This window comes from Pseudarthrobacter sp. fls2-241-R2A-168 (assembly GCF_030209335.1).
Taxonomy (GTDB): domain Bacteria; phylum Actinomycetota; class Actinomycetes; order Actinomycetales; family Micrococcaceae; genus Arthrobacter.
Genome location: NZ_JARVSG010000003.1, coordinates 25,915 through 44,005, shown reverse-complemented (window position 1 = coordinate 44,005; position 18,091 = coordinate 25,915). Strand labels below are relative to the sequence as shown.

Annotated in this window: 16 protein-coding genes; 13 read left to right on the top strand and 3 right to left on the bottom strand. The window is 61.3% G+C overall.

Going from position 1 to position 18,091, the window contains the following annotated elements:
• Nucleotides 1-146: 146 nt before the first annotated feature.
• Nucleotides 147-1,079, bottom strand: a complete 933-nt coding sequence (locus tag QRN11_RS00865) for a LysR family transcriptional regulator (protein ID WP_285249488.1) — start codon at nucleotides 1,077-1,079, stop codon at nucleotides 147-149.
• 117 nt (nucleotides 1,080-1,196) lie between these two features.
• Between QRN11_RS00865 and QRN11_RS00860 the strand changes: the two genes are divergently transcribed.
• The 11 genes from QRN11_RS00860 to QRN11_RS00810 all read left to right on the top strand — a co-directional run bounded on the left by QRN11_RS00860 (nucleotide 1,197) and on the right by QRN11_RS00810 (nucleotide 12,540).
• A complete protein-coding gene (locus QRN11_RS00860; RefSeq protein ID WP_285249487.1) occupies nucleotides 1,197-2,402 on the top strand; it encodes an FAD-dependent oxidoreductase in 1,206 nt (401 codons plus the stop codon).
• Nucleotides 2,403-2,466: 64 nt separating this feature from the next.
• Nucleotides 2,467-3,615, top strand: coding sequence for a CaiB/BaiF CoA transferase family protein (locus QRN11_RS00855; protein ID WP_285249486.1), 1,149 nt, complete (start codon nucleotides 2,467-2,469; stop codon nucleotides 3,613-3,615).
• Nucleotides 3,612-4,466 carry an HpcH/HpaI aldolase/citrate lyase family protein gene (locus QRN11_RS00850; RefSeq protein ID WP_285249485.1) on the top strand — a complete coding sequence of 285 codons (855 nt, stop codon included), beginning with the start codon at nucleotides 3,612-3,614 and terminating at the stop codon, nucleotides 4,464-4,466. The genes QRN11_RS00855 and QRN11_RS00850 overlap by 4 nt, the downstream gene beginning before the upstream one ends.
• A gap of 84 nt (nucleotides 4,467-4,550) precedes the next feature.
• Nucleotides 4,551-5,348: an SDR family oxidoreductase gene (locus QRN11_RS00845; protein ID WP_285249484.1), complete on the top strand. Its 798-nt coding sequence runs from the start codon at nucleotides 4,551-4,553 to the stop codon at nucleotides 5,346-5,348.
• Between the two features lie 31 nt (nucleotides 5,349-5,379).
• Nucleotides 5,380-6,108 carry an alpha/beta fold hydrolase gene (locus QRN11_RS00840; protein ID WP_285249483.1) on the top strand — a complete coding sequence of 243 codons (729 nt, stop codon included), beginning with the start codon at nucleotides 5,380-5,382 and terminating at the stop codon, nucleotides 6,106-6,108.
• Nucleotides 6,109-6,348: 240 nt separating this feature from the next.
• A complete protein-coding gene (locus tag QRN11_RS00835) occupies nucleotides 6,349-7,263 on the top strand; it encodes a dioxygenase family protein (RefSeq protein ID WP_285249482.1) in 915 nt (304 codons plus the stop codon).
• Nucleotides 7,260-8,315 carry a maleylacetate reductase gene (locus tag QRN11_RS00830; protein ID WP_285249481.1) on the top strand — a complete coding sequence of 352 codons (1,056 nt, stop codon included), beginning with the start codon at nucleotides 7,260-7,262 and terminating at the stop codon, nucleotides 8,313-8,315. The genes QRN11_RS00835 and QRN11_RS00830 overlap by 4 nt, the downstream gene beginning before the upstream one ends.
• Nucleotides 8,316-8,773: 458 nt before the next feature.
• Complete coding sequence (locus tag QRN11_RS00825; protein WP_285249480.1) at nucleotides 8,774-8,965, top strand: ferredoxin; 192 nt, start codon at nucleotides 8,774-8,776, stop codon at nucleotides 8,963-8,965.
• Between the two features lie 43 nt (nucleotides 8,966-9,008).
• Nucleotides 9,009-10,244, top strand: coding sequence for an NAD(P)/FAD-dependent oxidoreductase (locus QRN11_RS00820; RefSeq protein ID WP_285249479.1), 1,236 nt, complete (start codon nucleotides 9,009-9,011; stop codon nucleotides 10,242-10,244).
• 441 nt (nucleotides 10,245-10,685) lie between these two features.
• Nucleotides 10,686-12,017: an MFS transporter gene (locus QRN11_RS00815; RefSeq protein ID WP_285249478.1), complete on the top strand. Its 1,332-nt coding sequence runs from the start codon at nucleotides 10,686-10,688 to the stop codon at nucleotides 12,015-12,017.
• A gap of 196 nt (nucleotides 12,018-12,213) precedes the next feature.
• Nucleotides 12,214-12,540 (top strand): antibiotic biosynthesis monooxygenase family protein, encoded by a 327-nt coding sequence (locus QRN11_RS00810; RefSeq protein WP_285249477.1) that lies wholly within the window; start codon nucleotides 12,214-12,216, stop codon nucleotides 12,538-12,540.
• Between the two features lie 462 nt (nucleotides 12,541-13,002).
• Here the strand turns inward: QRN11_RS00810 and QRN11_RS00805 are convergent, their stop codons facing one another.
• Nucleotides 13,003-13,305, bottom strand: coding sequence for an NAD(P)-binding domain-containing protein (locus QRN11_RS00805; RefSeq protein WP_285249476.1), 303 nt, complete (start codon nucleotides 13,303-13,305; stop codon nucleotides 13,003-13,005).
• A 70-nt stretch (nucleotides 13,306-13,375) separates the two neighbouring features.
• Complete coding sequence (locus QRN11_RS00800; RefSeq protein ID WP_285249475.1) at nucleotides 13,376-15,694, bottom strand: ATP-binding protein; 2,319 nt, start codon at nucleotides 15,692-15,694, stop codon at nucleotides 13,376-13,378.
• 388 nt (nucleotides 15,695-16,082) lie between these two features.
• On the opposite strand from QRN11_RS00800, the gene QRN11_RS00795 reads away from it, so the two are divergent.
• Both QRN11_RS00795 and QRN11_RS00790 read left to right on the top strand, forming a co-directional pair.
• The gene (locus QRN11_RS00795) at nucleotides 16,083-17,453 is read left to right on the top strand and encodes an acyl-CoA dehydrogenase family protein (RefSeq protein WP_285249474.1); all 1,371 of its coding nucleotides are present in this window, start codon (nucleotides 16,083-16,085) and stop codon (nucleotides 17,451-17,453) included.
• Between the two features lie 12 nt (nucleotides 17,454-17,465).
• A complete protein-coding gene (locus tag QRN11_RS00790; RefSeq protein ID WP_285249473.1) occupies nucleotides 17,466-18,029 on the top strand; it encodes a flavin reductase family protein in 564 nt (187 codons plus the stop codon).
• Nucleotides 18,030-18,091 lie beyond the last annotated feature (62 nt).

Sequence of the window (18,091 nt, the reverse complement as noted above, 5' to 3'; positions counted from 1 at the left end):
CCGAGAGCCGGCCCTGTGAAAAAGGGACCCTATCGGCCGTGTGGTTCATGATCTACCTTGCGGGCGCATGAGACATTTCACAAATACCAATATTGAACCCTGCCCATCTATTTCATATATACCTAAGTCTCCGCTCACTGCTAGGACTATGAGATCGAGTTCGGCTCCACCGGGGTCTGCTCGTCGCCGAAAAACAGCGCAACGAACCGCTCGGCGACTGGAGTCACGACTCCTTCCCGCCGCCTTACGATCGCGATCGGCAGGTTCGGCCACCCCCCGGTCACGGGGATTTGGGCGACGTCAGGGTGGAGGCGGGCCATCTCCAGGCTGGATAGAGATACCCCTACGCCGGCACCGACCAACTGCGCAGCAGTCATGACCGTGGGCACCGGAATAACTCCCGTCGGAACTGCTCCCGTCGGCGAGAACTTGTCGGACCAGATCCGCCACAGGATGCGTACCCCCGGGATTCGGGCCGGCAGGATCCAGGTGGCGTCCGCCAGCGTTGCGACATCGAGTGGACTGGTCTCATCGAGCCCCCATGACTTGGGGGCGATGAGCGTCAGTGGAAGCTCGTCGACGATCTTCACGTCGAAGTGCACCCCGTTGATGGGTTGGAGCGGCTCCTCGGTCACGACCGGCATGATCGCCAAGTCCAGGGTGCCATCGGCGAGCCGGTCCAACTGCACCTTGGGATTGGCGTCGGTCAGATCCAGCGTCACGTTGCGGTAGATCGAGAGGAATTGCGAGATCTTGGTGCTGCCGATCCGCCACAGGCACATCGGCTCACACCCCAGCTTGAGTTCCCCCGCGAGCCCTTGACCCATGGATTTGAGGGTGTCCGCTATTCTGCGCTCCTCGGCCAGCAGGCGCTGGCCCGCGTGATGAAGGTACTCGCCGGCCGGCGTTAGTTCGATACCGCGGGGCTTGCGGTCGAACAATGTCACCCCGACCTCCTTCTCCAATTTGGCCATCGCCATGCTCAACGGCGGCTGCGAGATGCGCAAGGCGTGTGACGCCTCCGTGATAGAGCCGTTCTCAGCGACGGCGATGAAATAGCGAACATTCCGAAGATCCATGCATTTAGCATATGGGAACCGCTACTAATTGGTATTTGATGTATGTCTCGATCTGAGTGACGGTTGATGTGAGGGCGGCCACGCTCGCTTCGCACGCACGTCCACTATGGAGGCAATATGAAATACCAGCAGCAGGTGGTTGTAGCTGGAGCCGGTCCTACCGGTCTGCTCAACGCGCTGGGACTGGCACAGCAGGGGCTCGACGTCACCGTCGTCGAGCGCGCGTCCGAGCCGCAGGATGCCCCTCGAGCCATCCTCTACCACTGGTCCACGCTGGATGGGCTTGAACGCCTCGGCCTCTTCGAAGACGCTACCCAAGCCGGGTTCCTCAAGCAGGACTATGCCCATTACGTCCGGGACACGGGGGAGACCATCAACTATGGTCTGCAGGCGCTGGAGGGTCGCGTCACGCACCCCTATAACCTTCACCTGGGCCAGGGTGCACTGGCTAATATCATCCTGCGCCACCTTGATCAACTCCCAAACGCGCGAGTGCTTTGGGGACACAAGATCACAGGAGTGACGCAGGACGACGCAGCGGTGACCGTCGCGGCCGATCACGCGGGAAATCGTGTCGAGCTGCGCGCTCAGTGGCTCATTGGCGCCGATGGCGCGAGCTCAGCTGTCAGGCAGGCCTTGGATCTTCCCTTCGAGGGTTTCACCTGGCCCGAGCGGTTCGTTGCCGCCAATGTCCGGTTCCCCGACGACCGTCCGGGCTGGGCCCAGACCACGTTCTATGTTGACGAGGTTTTGGGAGCGATTATCGTGAAGATCGACAACTCGGGTCCGCATGGACTGTGGCGCTACACCTACATGGAGGACGCCGTCCTCCCCGAAGAAGGGGTCGTCGACCGGCTCCCGCGCTTCCTTGAGCAGATCTTTGGTCCTGAGGTGGCCGCGGGCACGACGCTGGAAGCGATTGCCCCGTACCGTATGCATCAGCGCAGCGCTCCGACGTACCGCGTCGGCCGTGTCCTGCTTGCCGGCGATGCCGCCCATGCCACGAATCCCACGGGGGGCTTTGGTCTGACTATGGGCTTGTTCGACTCGTATGTTCTCAACGAGGCACTGGGTGCCGTGATCTCCGGGCAGGCGGACGATTCCGTCCTTGATGCGTACGCGGATTTGCGCCGCACCGCCTTTATAACAAAAGCCAGTCCCCGCGCTACGGCCAACAAACAGTTGATCTTTCACTCGTCTGATCGGGTCCGCAGGGACAAGGACCTGGAAGTGTTCCGGCGCATGAGCGTTGACCCTGAGCTCGCCGCAGAGGTCCTCTACTTCACTAAAACGCTGGAGACGCCCTCGCTGATGCGGGTCTAGGAATTTTTCTCCAGCATCACCGAAACAGCCAGCCATAAGGCATCATCACGTCAGGAGTCTCTACATGCTTCCTCTGAGCGGCATCACCGTCGTCTCCCTCGAACAAGCAGTCGCCGCGCCGTTCGCTACGCGCCAACTTGCCGATCTCGGCGCTCGGGTGATCAAGATCGAGCGGCCGGGTCCGGGCGACTTTGCCCGCGGATACGACGAAACCGTTAAGGGCTTGGCAAGCCACTTTGTCTGGTTGAACCGGTCTAAAGAATCGGTGGCACTGGATTTGAAGAGCCCGGAGGGCAATCACGCTGTTCAGGCGTTGGTGCGCAGCGCGGATGTCTTCGTGCAGAACCTGGCTCCCGGTGCGGCGGAGCGTCTTGGGCTCGGCGCTGAAGCTCTGCGTGGCGAGCGTCCTGAGCTGATTCACGTCTCCATCTCCGGTTATGGCGCCGACGGCCCGTATTCTTCGAAGAAGGCCTACGACCTGCTGGTGCAGTGCGAAGCCGGCCTGGTCTCCATCACCGGTACCGACGCAACCCCCTCCAAGGTCGGGATTTCGATTGCGGATATTGCCTCTGGCATGTACGCATACTCAGGCATCCTCACTGCGCTGATCCAACGCCAGCAGACCGGAGAGGGCGCCACCATCGAGTTATCCATGCTCGAAGCGTTGGGGGAGTGGATGGGCTTCCCGTTGAACTATGCCGTGTACGGGGGGACCGCGCCTAAGCGCACAGGTGCCTCCCACGCTGCCATCGCCCCTTACGGTCCCTTCACTTGCGGTGACTCGAAGCAGGTTTTCCTGGGCATCCAAAACGAACGTGAGTGGGCTACTTTTTGCGAGCGGGTCCTCGGCCGTCGAGAAGTGGCTGAGGACGAACGCTTCGTACGCAATTCCCTGCGTGTTGAGCACTCCACGGACCTTACCTCGGTAATCGAGCAGGCCCTGGCCCGGCACACTGCAGATGAGGTCGTGGACTTGCTCGAGGACGCCGGCATCGCGAACGCCTTGCTACGCGACATGCAGGAATTTGCGGACCATCCCCAGCTGGCGGCGCGGAACAGGTGGCGGGAATATGACTCACCAGCCGGACCCTTGCGGGCACTGATTCCGCCGGCGACCTTCGTGGGGCAGGAGCCGGTGATGAACCGTGTCCCCGACGTGGGAGAGGATACTGAGCGGGTTTTGACCGAGTTTGGGGTGCTGGAAACAACATGAGTCCGCTTACTATTCAGAATCCTGTAACCAAGCTTCAGGGCGCTCGTTCGTTTCTCTTCGTTCCGGGGGACCGGCCCGAGCGGTTTTCGAAGGCCGTGGCCTCCGGGGCCGATGTGGTCGTCCTCGACCTGGAAGACGCCGTCAGCGAAGAGAACAAAGACGCGGCCCGGCTAGCTGTCACTGCCTGGCTGTCAGGAACGGGTCATGCTCTGGTACGGGTCGGACGGGAGGAGGACGTCGAGGCTTTGACGGGGCTTCCGGGTCTCCTCGGAGTGATGGTCCCGAAGGCCGAGAATCCAGAAGCTTTGCGCAGAATTTCCGAGGCGGTGGAGCGGCCCGTGATCGCGCTTATTGAATCGGCTTCCGGCGTCCTGGCGGCCAATTCTTTGGCAAGTGTCCCGGGAGTGGCCCGGTTGGCGTTTGGAGAGCTTGACTTGGCTGCGGACATCGCGGCCCAGCCGAACCGGCGCACAATGCTGATGGCTCGATCGCTGTTGGTCCTTGCCTCCCGAGCCCAGGGCCTCCCCGGTCCGGTGGACGGCGTGACCTCAAAAGTCGACGACGACTCCTTGCTCAAGGATGACCTGCACGCCGCTCTGGAGTTGGGGATGTCCGGGAAGCTGCTCATCCACCCGCGACAGGTGGCCGTAACACACGACGCATTCCGTCCGAGCGATGAAGAGGTGACGTGGGCCCAGCGCGTTGTGGAGTCCACCAAAGGGGGAGAAGCTGTGGTCAAAGTCGACGGACTGATGGTCGATGCCCCCGTGCTGGTTCGTGCACAAGCCATTCTCGCGCGGGCTGAAAGCGTAAGCACGGCCCCCACGAGCAGCTTTGCCGGCACACCGTGACCTGTCACCAACGGCAATGCATGCAGTCAAAAACTTCGAAGGTAAATCTAATAACGCCGTGAGGATCGCGGTGATGGAGGACAGATGAGTACGAACATAAACGCGCGACCAGTCGCCGTGATCACCGGCGGCGGGGGTGGTCTCGGCAACGATATCGCCGATCATCTCGCGGATGACGGATTCGACCTTGCACTGCTTGACGTCTCCGAGGCGGCCCTGGAAACCGCAGCTGCCCGGCTTGATGCCAGGTCCCCCGGACTCAAAGTCCTTACCCTGGCCGGGAACCTGTCCGACGAATCCGTCGTCAACAAAGCGTTTAAACGTATCGAAGACGAGTATGGGCGAATTGATGCACTCGTCAGCGCAGCTGGAGGCAGCGGCACTGCCATCGTGCGCGATTTATCCGAACTCAGCGCGGAAATCTGGCGCTCCGTGGTGGAAAGCAACCTCACAAGCACGTTCCTTTGCGCCCAGCACGCCGTCCCGATCATGCTGAAGCGCGGCTATGGACGCATCGTGAACTTCTCTTCCCTCGTCGCCGACGGCCTCGACGGCCCTTCCGGAACCGTGGGTGCCCGGCTGGCTTACGCTGCCTCCAAGGGGGGCATCGTCAGCCTTACCAAACAGCTCGGCAAGGATCTTGGCAGTACCGGAATCACCGTCAATGCCATCGCCCCGGGCCTCATCCTCCCGACCACGGGCCGGGTGCGTGACTCGTTCGAATCTATGGGCGCCGAAGACAGAGCGGCCACCGCCGCCGCCATCCCCGTGGGCAGACCCGGAACCGGACACGAGATTGCCGCAGCCGTTGCCTACCTCGTCTCCGAGGCGGCCGCATTCACCTCCGGTGCGGTGCTGCACGTTGACGGCGCGGCATCCTGACCACCACCCAGCAACCGAACGGAGAATCCCCATGACACACCCTCCACTAGTTATGCTTCCGGCCCTAGGTGCCGATTCCCGCCTGTGGCAGCCGGTCATTGACGAACTCGGCGCCGAGTTCCGCTGCACCGTCATCAGGGGTGAAGGGCAAACAATTGAGGCAATGGCAGACCATGTCCTGTCCGAAGCGCCCCAGGAATTCATCCTCGTCGGGATCTCGATGGGCGGGTACCTCGCTCTTGAAATCGCACTGCGGAACACCGGCAAAGTGAAGGCGCTGGCATTGTTCAACACCTCGGCCATCGCCGCTCCCGAGGACCGCCGACAAAACTCGGTCGACCTAATCTCGCTCGTCGAATCCGGCGGCTTCCAGACGGCAATCGATCGCACAACTCCGGTAGTATCACGGGGCATTCCCGAGATCCAGCGCCTCGCAGCAGCGATGACCAAAGAACTCGGCCCACGGGTGTTCACCGACCAGCAGCGCGCCGTCCTTGGCCGCTCGGACCGAAGTGCCGAACTCAACACCATCACATGCCCCACCCTCGTTGTCGGCAGCACCGAGGACACCATCACCCCGCCGAAACTCAGCCACGACCTGGCACACCGGCTCCCTGACGGGCGGCTTGTCCTTATCACGGGCAGTGGGCACTTCACCCCGCTGGAAAAGCCGGTGGAGGCCGCGGCTGCGCTGGCTGATTTCATTCGTGCTCTAGCAGAAGATGCAGCGCAGAATGATCAAAAGATTGCCATTACATGAGTTTTGGTCACTGCTAAGGCCTGGTGCTGCGCGCCAGGACAAGACCGGAGAACATCGGGGACGCAGGGCCCGCGCCTGGCGGTTCCCCATCCGGAAGGGACGGTCGCCGCCGATCGAGCCTGGGATATCCATGATCCAGGCGTTTGCCGGGGAAGCTGGGGCCCTCCGCCTTTCCCAGCCCCGGTGTTCCGCCCCGGATCCTGACGCACCTACAAAAGCCGACCTAAGGAAACGTCCACCATGACCACAGACCTGGGACCTGAATCACTCACCGCCGCTGTCATCGACAGCTTCAAAAACACGCCCGATCAACGGCTGAAAGCCGTGCTGGAAAGCCTCACGCACCACCTTCACGAGTTCGTCCGCGAAGTGGCCCCGAGCATACAGGAGTGGGAAGCAGCCATTGACTTCCTCACAGCCACGGGACAGAAATGCGACGACGTAAGACAGGAATTCATCCTGCTCTCCGATGTGCTCGGCGTCTCGATGCTGGTCGAAACGATCAACGACGAAGAAACCCCGGACGCAACGGATTCAACAGTTCTCGGCCCCTTTCACATGGTTCAGTCACCGGAACGGGTTCTAGGCGAGAACATCTCTGCCGAGAGCGAAGGCGACGTCTGCGTCGTCCGAGGACGCATCACTTCGGTGACCGGGGAACCGGTGCCCGGGGCCAGGATCGATGTCTGGCAGGCCAACACCAAAGGCTTCTACGACGTTCAACAGCCCGGCATCCAAACCATCGGCAACGGGCGGGGCCTGTTCACGGCCGACGAGCACGGCGAGTTCCACTTCCGCAGCGTCATCCCCAGCTACTACCCGATCCCAACCGACGGACCCGTGGGCGACCTTTTGCACGCCACCGGCAGGCACCCCTACCGCCCTGCCCATATCCACTTCATCGTGGCCGCACCCGACTACAAGACATTGACCACCCACATCTTCGTCGGCGGCAGCGAATACATCGACTCCGATGCAGTGTTCGCGGTAAAGGAAAGCCTCATCAAGCCCTTCACCACCAACACGGATCCCGAGGCGGCCGCGGCCCTTGGAGTGGCCGCGCCCTTCGTCGAAGGCGTCATCGACATCGTCCTGCACCCCGAAGCCCGTCCCCACGAAGATACCAATGAGACCCTCAAGGAGGTCGTCCGATGAAGGACTTCCAGTACCAGGCCCTGCCGATGCGTGTCACCTTCGGATCCGGCTCGCTCAAGTCACTGCCCGACGAAGTCCGCAGCCTCGGCCTGCAGCGTGTACTGGTCCTTTCCACCTCCTTCCAGGAGGACCTGGCCCGGGAAGTCTCAGAACAGCTCGGCGAGCTCAGCGCCGGCGTGCACCCCGAAGCCGAGATGCACGTTCCGGTCGAATCTGCCCACCGCGCACGCGAGGTCGCCAAGGCCGCCGGGGCTGATGGGTACGTCGCTGTGGGCGGCGGCTCCACCACGGGACTGGGCAAGGCCATCGCACTGGAATTCGGGGCCCCCATCATCGCGGTACCCACCACCTACGCCGGTTCCGAAATGACTCCCATCTGGGGCCTCACCGCCGAGGGGGAGAAAAAGACCGGCCGCGATCCCAAGGTGCTGCCCACGAGCGTCATCTACGACCCCGAACTGACCCTGACGCTGCCCGTGGGCATGTCCGTCACCAGCGGCTTCAACGCCATCGCCCACGCCGTCGAGGCACTGTATGCTCCCGACGGATCCCCGATCATTTCCCTCATGGCAGAGGAAGGCATCCGCGCCCTGGTCGGCGCGCTGCCGAAGATCGCAGAGAACCCGGCCGACATTGAGGCCCGCTCCGACGCCCTGTACGGGGCCTGGCTCTGCGGAGCCACCTTAGGAGCCACAACCATGTCGCTCCACCACAAGCTCTGCCATACTCTCGGCGGAACCTTCAACCTGCCGCACGCCGAAACGCATACGGTCGTCCTGCCTTACGCACTGGCGTACAACTCCGCGCACGTGCCTGATGCCGTCGCTGCCCTGCGACGAGCCACAGGAGCGCAGGAACCCGCCAGCTACCTTCGCCAGCTGAGCCTTGGCCTCGGAGCGCCAGCATCTTTGCGCGAACTCGGGCTCACCGACAACGACGTCGAAACGGTCGTGGAACAGGCCACCCGCAACCCCTACGCCAACCCGCGCCCGGTCACCGGCGACGGCATCCGGGCCCTCCTCACCGCCGCGCTCAACGGCGAAACCGTCTAAACCACCGATCCGACAGCTGTCTGGAAGGGACAGGGTCAGTTGGGGGTCCTCGGACCTCGCAAGCAGGGCCGCCCGGAATGGTCCCGCTAACCTTAGGGCTCTGAAACGCGGGTTGGCCTTAGCACGTGCTCGGGAACCGGACCGGCAGCTCATCTCACGAGGGTGTCCCTTGCCGCCTCCGGGTGACGAAACCCTTCCGGCGTTGCCCATGCGAGTAGCCCTGCCGTGCGAATTCTCAAGTCACTCTCACCCCCCTCTTGCGCAGGGGACAGGTCCATAAGAGTACACGGCCACGCCACAAGGCATATATGAAATAGATGGGTAGAGCGGAATATTGGTATTTGTGAAATGCCTCATACGGTCGCAAAGTGGAGTGGAAACACCGACATGGTCGTCGCATTCCTTTTCAGAAGTATGGGCTGGCGCGGCCTGATAATCCTGACGAAGGGCGCGTTTCCATGATCAAAGTCAACGTGGACCTGCAACGTTGCGATGCCAATGGCACCTGCGCTGCCTTGATGCCCGACCTGTTCCGGATCGACCAGGCCGGCAGGCTCGAACAGCTGCGTGCCGAGGTCGAGGAGGAGCGCGGGGATGACCTCGAAGAAGTCATCCACTGCTGCCCGATGGGGGCGATCACGCGGACATGAACACCCACTCTCAACTCTCAGAATCCAGTTAGGAAGTACGGCTATGCCCCAGACCGCTACGGACGTTGTCATCATAGGCGGATCAACGGCAGCACTGCGTGCTGCCGAAACCGTTGTTCGCCAGGCCCCGGAACTGGACGTCACCATCATCAGTGATGAGGTGCACCTGCCCTATGAGCTGCCGCCGTTGTCAAAGATTCCCTTGAAGGATCACGTCGATATCGAATCGCTCGTCTACCCTGTCGCCCGTGAACTGCGGGAGAAGGGCGTCCATTACCGCCTGGGAGAACGTGCCACGGCCATTGATCCGGCGCGCCGGGTCATCACCACTGATACCGGCCAGGTCAGCTACCGGGCCGCTATCATCACGACTGGTTGCGAACCGATAGTGCCCCCGATGTTCCGGGACCAGCAGGACGTGTACGTGTTGCGCCGGTTCGACGATTCGGTGGCGCTTCGCCAAGCCGTCGAAGATCGTCAGCGCTCCGTGGCCATCGTCGGCGCCGGCTTCATCGGTGGCGAGTTCGCTTCGACGTTGATCAGCGACGGCCGTGAAGTCTCGCTCATCGACTTGTCTGTGCACCCCTTGATCCGTTTCGGCGAAGAAGTCTCCGGTGTCTACGAAGAGCTTCACCGCTACAAGGGAGTCACAACGTTTTTCGGCGTGGGAGCGACTGGGACGATCGAACGGGAAGGCAGCCGGTTCTTGCAGCTCAGCGATGGCCGCGAGGTCGCAGCCGATGTGATCGTCGTGGGAGTCGGGGTGCGGCCAGCCGTTTCCTGGCTGGATTCCTCGGGAATCCCGCTGGATAACGGCATCACTGCCGATGAGTATCTCCATACCGTTGACGGTGTGTTCGCTGCAGGCGACGCCGTCTGCTGGCCCAACGCCCGATTCAACGCCACAATGCGCATCGAGCACTGGACCACCGCAGCGGAGCAGGGGCGTGGAGCCGGGCTGAATGCCGTGAAGTACCTCAAGGATGAGCCGCTCATTCCATTCGTCAACGTGCCCTTCTTCTGGTCGGATCAGCACGGTCAAAGAGTTCAGTGGGCCGGTCATCGGCTGGGAGACGAGCAGGTGGTATCCAACCGGAACGAGGGCGGCGAGCTGTTTCTCTTCCGCAAGGGTGATCTCGTCACCGGTGTGCTGGCCTTCGAACGGCGTCAGGAGTTTGTGCAATTGCGTGCGAAGCTCCGCCAACCCCTCGCATGGGATGTCGCCCTCGGAGTCGCTTCGGGATTCGACTCCGCGGCCCGAGAGGTGGCAGTACCGTGACCGCCCAAAGACGCCGCTATGTTTCCTGCCCGTGCGGCTCTCTGCTGGAAGGCGCCGACGATGACGAGCTCGTCAGCTCGGTACGTACACACCTGAGCGAAGTACATCCAGGATTGGATTACAACCGGGACCAAATCCTACTCATGGCCTACTGACTCGAGACCGCTCGCGCGCACGTGCGGAGCCATAGTCGGGACAAGGCCAGAATGAGCGCCGAGCGATATCTGTCACAGCGACTTCGCCCTGGCCTTCAAAGGAGTCTCCTTCTGGAACCTGCAGACATAACTGCCGGATCCAATGCCCTCCAAATCGCGTCGGTGAGTGGCTGAAGAGCGGCTAGTTCGATATGGAAGCGGTCCCTAAGTTTTTCAATGAAAGTTCGAGATCAATAAGGCATCGCATCAGTCCTGCGATGCAGCGACATCAAATTCAGGAGTCTTAATGTCAGTCAACACGCCCACCAGCGGCCGAATGAAATCGGTACTCTTTTCGAGTTTTATGGGAAGCGCAATCGAATTCTACGATTTCCTGCTCTACGGCCTGGCCGCCAGCGTGGTGTTCGCCCCTCTCTACTTCGCAAACCTGTCTCCGGCAATGGGGATGATCGCATCCTTCGCGACGTTGGCCGTTGGATATCTGGCCAGGCCGCTGGGCGGGCTGATCTTCGGCCCCTTCGGGGACCGCCTCGGACGAAAGAAGATGCTCGTCCTGACGATGCTCTTGATGGGCGGTGCGAGCTTCTGCATTGGGCTGATCCCGACCCAGGCGGCAATAGGTCAGCTGGCACCCCTGCTGCTGATCATCCTGCGCGTCATCCAAGGTATAGCCGTCGGTGGCGAATGGGGCGGAGCAGCACTGATGGCCATGGAGCATTCAACGCGGGAACGCCGAGGCTTTTCGGCCAGTTTCGCCAACATGGGTGGCCCCGCGGGCGCCGCCTTGGCAACTGCCGTGTTCAGCCTGTGCAGCATGATGCCCGACGAAGCGTTCATGAGCTGGGGCTGGCGGGTGCCGTTCCTCCTCAGCGCCGCCCTTGTCGCCATCGGACTGTTCGTTCGCCTCAAGGTCGCCGAATCACCGGTCTTCCTCGAAGCTCAGCGCCAGACAGCCTCGTCTTCCGCGCGCCGACGAAACCCGATCCTCGAGGTGGTCACCAAGTATCCGCGCGCCGTCATCATCGCTTGCCTGGCAACTATCATGGCCTTCGTTGTCCAGTCCCTGCTCGCTACCTTCGCCGTGCCGTATGCCATCGCTTCAGGCCACAGCCGCTCCGAGGTCCTATGGATCAGCCTCGCGACCCAGGTGATCCATGTATTCACGATCCCGATGTTCGCAGCCCTCTCTGACAGGATCGGCCGTCGCAAGGTCATGGCCGCCGGGGTGATCGGCATGACACTCATGATTCACCCCATCTGGTTGATGGTCGCCTCAGATAACCTCCTGCTGCTCTTCCTGGCATTCCTGGTTGGCAACCCCGTGCTCCAAGCCATGGTTTACGGGCCCACCGCTGCATACATCGCTGAAATGTTCGGTGCCGAATCCCGCTACACCGGCGCATCCCTGGCCTACCAATTGTCCTCGACTCTGGGTGGCGGTCTCGTACCTCTCGCTGCCACCGCCCTGCTGGCAGCCCGCGGTGGAAATGACCCGGTATATGTGTCGGCTTTAGTCATGGCTATCGGGTTGATCAGTCTCCTCGCACTGTTCGCGCCCCGTGGATACAGGGACACGAATCAAGAAGGGGCCAAAGCCGCGGTAACTGCAGAGTTGTGAGAGGACAGAGCGTCCCCGCTGAAACTACACCGGGGCGCTCTGCCAACAATCAAATGAAAACCCCACTGCCGGGACCTGGTCAGGGAAGTGTGGCGGCGAGGCAGTCGTTGCGCCGAACTCGGGAAAAGAGGCCTTGAAATGCGGGCCGGATCTTCACACACCTGCTGGCAGATGCTTGAGTTGATGAGGGGACCTGATGATCTACGAACACGCTGATCTCCGGATAAATGCAGAAACCGAAACCGAGTTCCTCATGGATTTTGCAGCGGTCAGGCATTTGCTGCTGGAGGCAGAAGGATGCCTTTCCGTTGAACTGTTCGAAAGTGTCGACACGCCAGCTGCCTATTTGCTTCGGGTGGGTTGGGAAAGGATTGAAGACCATACAAACGCTTTTCCTGGCACTCATCAAGCCGACGAACTGGGCAGAGTACTGATGGCTCACTGTGCAGCTCCACCGAGCGTCATCCATTACAGCGGTCAGGAGGTTACGGTCGCGCCAGCCCAATCCCTGAATGGGCCATGATGAACCGATTTAGCTCAATGGGCCCGTCCCATTCAACCGATGCTCCTATTGTCTTCAAGTGACTTCCTAGCCAGGTATCGCTCGTCGTTCAAAGGGGTGGCAGCAGCCGGCGAGAGCGGGGAGAGGATTTGCCGGTATCTCGGGGTGAACTATCGATCACGTCCAGAGGTGCGACGGGTCTCTGCAGCCGCGCTCAGCACGGCCTCGAGCACGGGTTTAGGGTGGGAAGGTGAACGCCGGCTTCTGCGTGGAGACCGGCGTTTTCCTTATTCAGGACGAGGGGAGCGGGACTGTAGCTGACGACGGCGAAGCCGCCAGTCCAGTCGACCTTTTCGGTGGCGCCGAGGGTGATCGGAGGAAACCGAGTGCTTCGAGTTCTCGGGCGCGGTGCAGGGTTCCGGCGTCTGCGGCCTGCAGGCCGCCCGGGTGATGATGCCGGCGAGCTGGGTTTTGGCCGGTGTCCTAGCCTGCGATCAGCACGGTGGTGGGCCGGGCGCCAATAACACCGGCGGCGAGGGTCGGGCCCAGGTGGGTGTTGAAGGCTTTCAGGACCTTGGAGTCGGAAAGGCAGCGGCGATTTTCGGCGGCTGCGGAGGAATCCGCCGGGACGGTGAGGGAGTCGGAGGTTTCGAAGTTCATCGGGTTGGTGATGTCCGCGAGGACGCGGCCGGCCGCTGAACTGGTCGGCGCGCTGGGCGTGGACTTCTCTGATGCGGGGTGGGGCCGTCCGTACCTGGTGGCGTACCCATAGCTGGGATCGCACATCGAGGAAAGTGGTTAGCTGGCCCAAGGACTGCAACGGTCAGGCCGTGGGTGTCCACGCGGGCAGGATTGTTTACCCCGCCTTGGTCTGGCTGGCGACCCAGGACGCGATTTGGGTGCGTGAGGTGAAGCCCAATTTGGCCAGTATCCGCTCGATGTGTCGACCGACTGTCCTGTGCGAGAGCACTAGCTCAGCGGCTATTTCTTTATTGCTCCGCCCTTGGGCAACGAGGGCAGCAACCTGCGCTTCCCGTTCGGTAAGGTGCGGGCCGCCGTACTGGCTGTAAGGATCCACAAGCACCGATTTGGCTGTGCGGTGGGCTGCAGAATTTTTGTGACCCGCGGAGGTTTCTGTCTGCCGTGAAACATATGCGGCGTGCGCCGACTTCAGCGCCAGCTCCACGGTCTGATCTATTGATAGTGCGGGCCAGCCGTCGATGATTGAGAGGTACCGGGCTTCCCCGAGTTCGTTCCGTACTTGGGCCGCAGTCTGCTCAAAGTCGGTTTCAAGGGGACCAAATGCAGAAATCGTGGTGCCAATTCCTTTCCATACCGACTGTGCCGCCTGAAAAAGAATTGCTGCGGATTCATAGCACCTGTTCGAGGCGGCGGTCCATGACATCTGCTCGATGGTTAGTGCAACGCAGAGCCCATCATGGAAGTCGCGTTGAATTTCCAGCGCGGCGATCTGGGATTGGCGGGCTTCATCGAGTTGGCCCAAATGCCATTGGCAAAGTCCCATGACAGCGTGCCCGTAAGCTTGGCTCCAGCGCTCACCTTGTTGGCCGCTTTCAGCGAGAACCTGCCGGCACGTTGCGAGGGCCTCCTCCATCTGGCCGTCGTACATTTGCGTCCAGGCCAGAAGGAAAAGCGCGGTAAGTTCCGATGCGAGGTCCTCCTCCCGGCGATGGATAGCCGCAGCTCTACCAAAGAGTTCAATAGCGTGCTCAAGTCGGCCTTTGAAGACTTCGCTGAGGGCTTCCCAATGGTCAACATGAGCAGCCAACACCTGATCGTCCAGATCGTCGGCGATGCTGCGGCACTCCGTAAGATATTGTTGCGCCGGTTCACGGTCGCCTTGAAGCAGGGCTACCCAGGCGGCCACCCACAGTGCGGTCCCACGTTCTGGTGTGCGGTGCATGTCCAGGCCGAGCATTCGGTCGAGCCATCGGCGGCCATCGCTGAGGTTGCGGCCGGCAATCCAGTGGTACCTAAGTAGAGCCGCAAGATTCATCCCTGCTAGTTCCTCTCCTGGCGTGGTTGCTGACCATTCCAGCGCTGAGAGGATATTCGTATGATCGCGCCGCGCAGCGGCGAGGCGGTTTGCTTGTTCCGGTCCACACCAGAGCGCTACCGTTTGGGACGCCTCGCCGAGGTAGTGGTCCCGCTGGCGGCGACGCAACTCAGGAGACTCTCCGATGCCTTCAAGCAGTTCTGCACCGTACTCCCGGAAGGTCATCAGCTGGCGGTACCTTCTGCTCTGATCACCACTAATCGGTCCGTCAATGACGTTTTCGGCAACTACTAGGGACTTCGCGACGAGATGGTCCAACAGGTCGAGAACGTCCCGTTTGTTGATCTGGCCAAAACCGCAAACCTCCTCCACGGCCTTGACGTCGAAGCTGGTCGGAAAGACTGCAAGCCTGGCCCACAAAAGCTGCTCGTCTTGCGTGCAGAGTTCATAGCTCCAATCGATGAGCGCCCTCAGTGTTTGCTGACGAGGAATTGCTGCCCGGCTTCCGCCCGTGAGGATATCGAAGCGCCTGTCCAACCGTTCGACAAGCTGAGCAACTGAAACGGAGCGCAGCCGCGCGGCAGCAAGTTCGATTGCGAGCGGGATTCCGTCGAGCATTTGGCATAGCTGGGCTACGGAGAGCCGGTTGCCGTCAGTGATTTCGAATCCGGCGTCCACGCTTTTGGCGCGATCAACCAACAACCGAACAGATTCGAAGGCCTCAACCGCGCCCGCATATCCGTTTGACACAGCGGGGGTACTGAGGGGCGGCACCTGGTAAACCTGCTCGCCTAAGATCCCCAAGGGTTCCCTGCTCGTTGTAATGACACGCAGTTCTGGTGCGAAATCCAACAGCTTGGCTGCCAGCGCTGACACTGCATCCAGAAGATGTTCGCAGTTGTCCAGAACCAGGAGCAGCTGTCGTTCTTGGACGTAGTCCGAAATCCTCTCCATTGGAGAGCGGTTGGACTGGTCGGGGAGTCGGAGGGCGGCGGCGATCTGCGAACCGACCAAGGCGTTGTCATCCAAAGCCGCGAGTTCAACGGACCACACACCGTCTCGAAAGGCCTTCCGTGTCCGGGAGGACAGCTCCGCGGCCAGGCGGGTCTTGCCGACGCCGCCGGGGCCGACAAGGGTTAGGAGGCGGGAGCGTGACATCAGCTCACGCGCTTCCGCGAGTTCTCGCCGTCGTCCAATGAAGCTTGTCAGGTTATGGCCCCCGGGGGGTCGAACAACTGCTGCTTGGGTGCTCATAACCCTCCTGTGATGCAGAAAACAATACACGTAGCGGGTTGGGTCATTTGACCCGTTTTAAATCCGTTCCAGGAGACCAGACTGGGTTCAGTCAGAACATTACTTTGAAGCAAGCGGAAGGCCAGCGCGATGAGGCGCAGAGTAGCAGCGACAACCACCTGCCAGTCCAGCGCGAGCGGGACCCGTCTGGCCGATCGCCGAGCCCGCTCGTCTGAATCACCCCAAGGCTGCATCGCTTCCTTTGCTGTTCCGGATCACTGGACCGCGGAGGATCTCTGGCCCGACTGCCTCGATGCACAAGCCAGCGGCTCAAATGCGATCCTCCCCGATAAGTGCACCCATTCTTGACACCAGCCCCGGTTACTTTGGCTGCTTGGCCTGGCACTCAAAGGAGGGCAGGCCAAAATTGTGTTTCGCCGCCAAAATTCCCGGGCTCCATCCATCAACAAAATCTCACTACGAAAGAGGCACCATGACAGCGACGTCGCTCACCGAATTGTCAGAAATCAATGTTCCGGATGCTGGGTTGGTGGCTCGTGCCACTGAATTGCTGCCGTTGATCCGGGAATTCGCCGGGCAGGGTTCGGAAGCCCGGCGCGTGGCTCCGGAGGTGGTGTCGGCCTTGGAAGGTGCAGGAATTTTCCGGATGCTGGTTCCTAAGCGATACGGCGGCATGGGTGCTTCGCTGCGTACTGCTGTGGAGGTAACGAAGGAAATATCCCGCGGTGATGGTTCCACCGGGTGGGTCACTACGCTGATGATGGTCGGGACCGGTTTCGCCTCGACCTTTTCCCGGCAGGCCCAGGAGGATGTTTTCGGGAGCAACCCATCGGCGAAGGTGGCCGGCACGTTCAGCCCGGGCAGCAAGAGTGAGCGGGTAGAGGGCGGCTATCTGATCAGTGGCAGGTGGCCGTATTCCTCAGGTTCCTTTGCTGCTGATTGGGCAACGCTTGGTGTACTGCTTGACGGTGATGACCCGATGGCGCTGGCCCTCGTCCCGGCCGAGGCGTGGAGCATCGAGCCGACCTGGTTCGTCGCCGGAATGAAGGGCACCGGCAGCGATACGATCGTGGTCGAGAATCACTTCGTGCCTGAGCACCGTGTACAACGCCTCAGCAACATGCTCAGCTCAAACTTTCTCACCCCGTTCAAAGACGACAGGATGGCCAACGTTGCTTTCAACGCCGTTGCAGCCGCCATCCTGGTTGCCCCACAGATCGGCCTAGCCCGGCACGCGCTGGAAATCACCTTGGCAAAGCTGCCCGGCAAACCGGTGGCTTACAGCATGTACGACAACGCCAAAAATTCGCCCACCCACCAGCTCGCCGTCGCCAATGCGGCCACAAACCTGCACATCTCAGAACTGCTGCTGAACCGAATGTGCCTGGACATCGATACGGCAGCAGACGCCGGCCAACAGCTTGACCTGCCCACCCGTGCCCGGATCCGCAACGACACCGGCATCATCGCTGAACTGATCGGGCAGGCCATCGATGCGCTGATGACCGCCAACGGTGCCGGCTCGTTCGCCGAGGCCAACGTTCTGAACCAGATCTGGCGCGACTCCGAAATCGCCGCCCGGCACGCCTTCGTCACCCCAGAAATCGGCAAGGAAGCCTACGGCCGGGTCCTGATGGGCCTGGAGCCAACCATCAACCTCTAAGGCAGGGCCAAAATGTCCACACCCACAATCCCCCCAGCACCGGCTGAAGACCCGGCGCGAACTTACCGACACGTCCTCGGACATGTCCCAACCAGCGTCGCGGTCGTCACCGCCGGCACCAGATCCGGGCCTGTCGGCATGACCGTAGGATCCTTCACTTCCGTCTCGCTGGAACCCCCTCTGGTAGCCTTCTTCGTCGACAAGGCCTCCAAAACATGGCCCCGCCTTTATGAAGCCAGCCACTTTGGCGTCAATGTCCTCGGCCAGGACCAAACGGCGCTCTGCAAAGCATTCTCCCGCCGCTCGGAAGACCGCTTCGAAGAAGTCGGCTGGACCCCCTCGGACCGCGGAGTCCCATTACTGAACGATGCCATCGTCACCCTTGAATGCACCCGCTACAAAATCGATCTCATCGGCGACCATTACCAAGTCGTCGGACGCGTGGAATCCCTTGAATTACGCGCCACCAACCCACCCCTGATCTTCCTCCAAGGCAACTTCCTCAACCTCGCGCTTCAGGGCATGGACGGCGCCGACGGGTACCGCCGCACGAATATAGAGCAACGGGCCGAGTAAAGCACGCCAGCAAGCCAATCGGCTGAGCACAGGGTATCCAAATCAACCCGCCAGCTGCATTG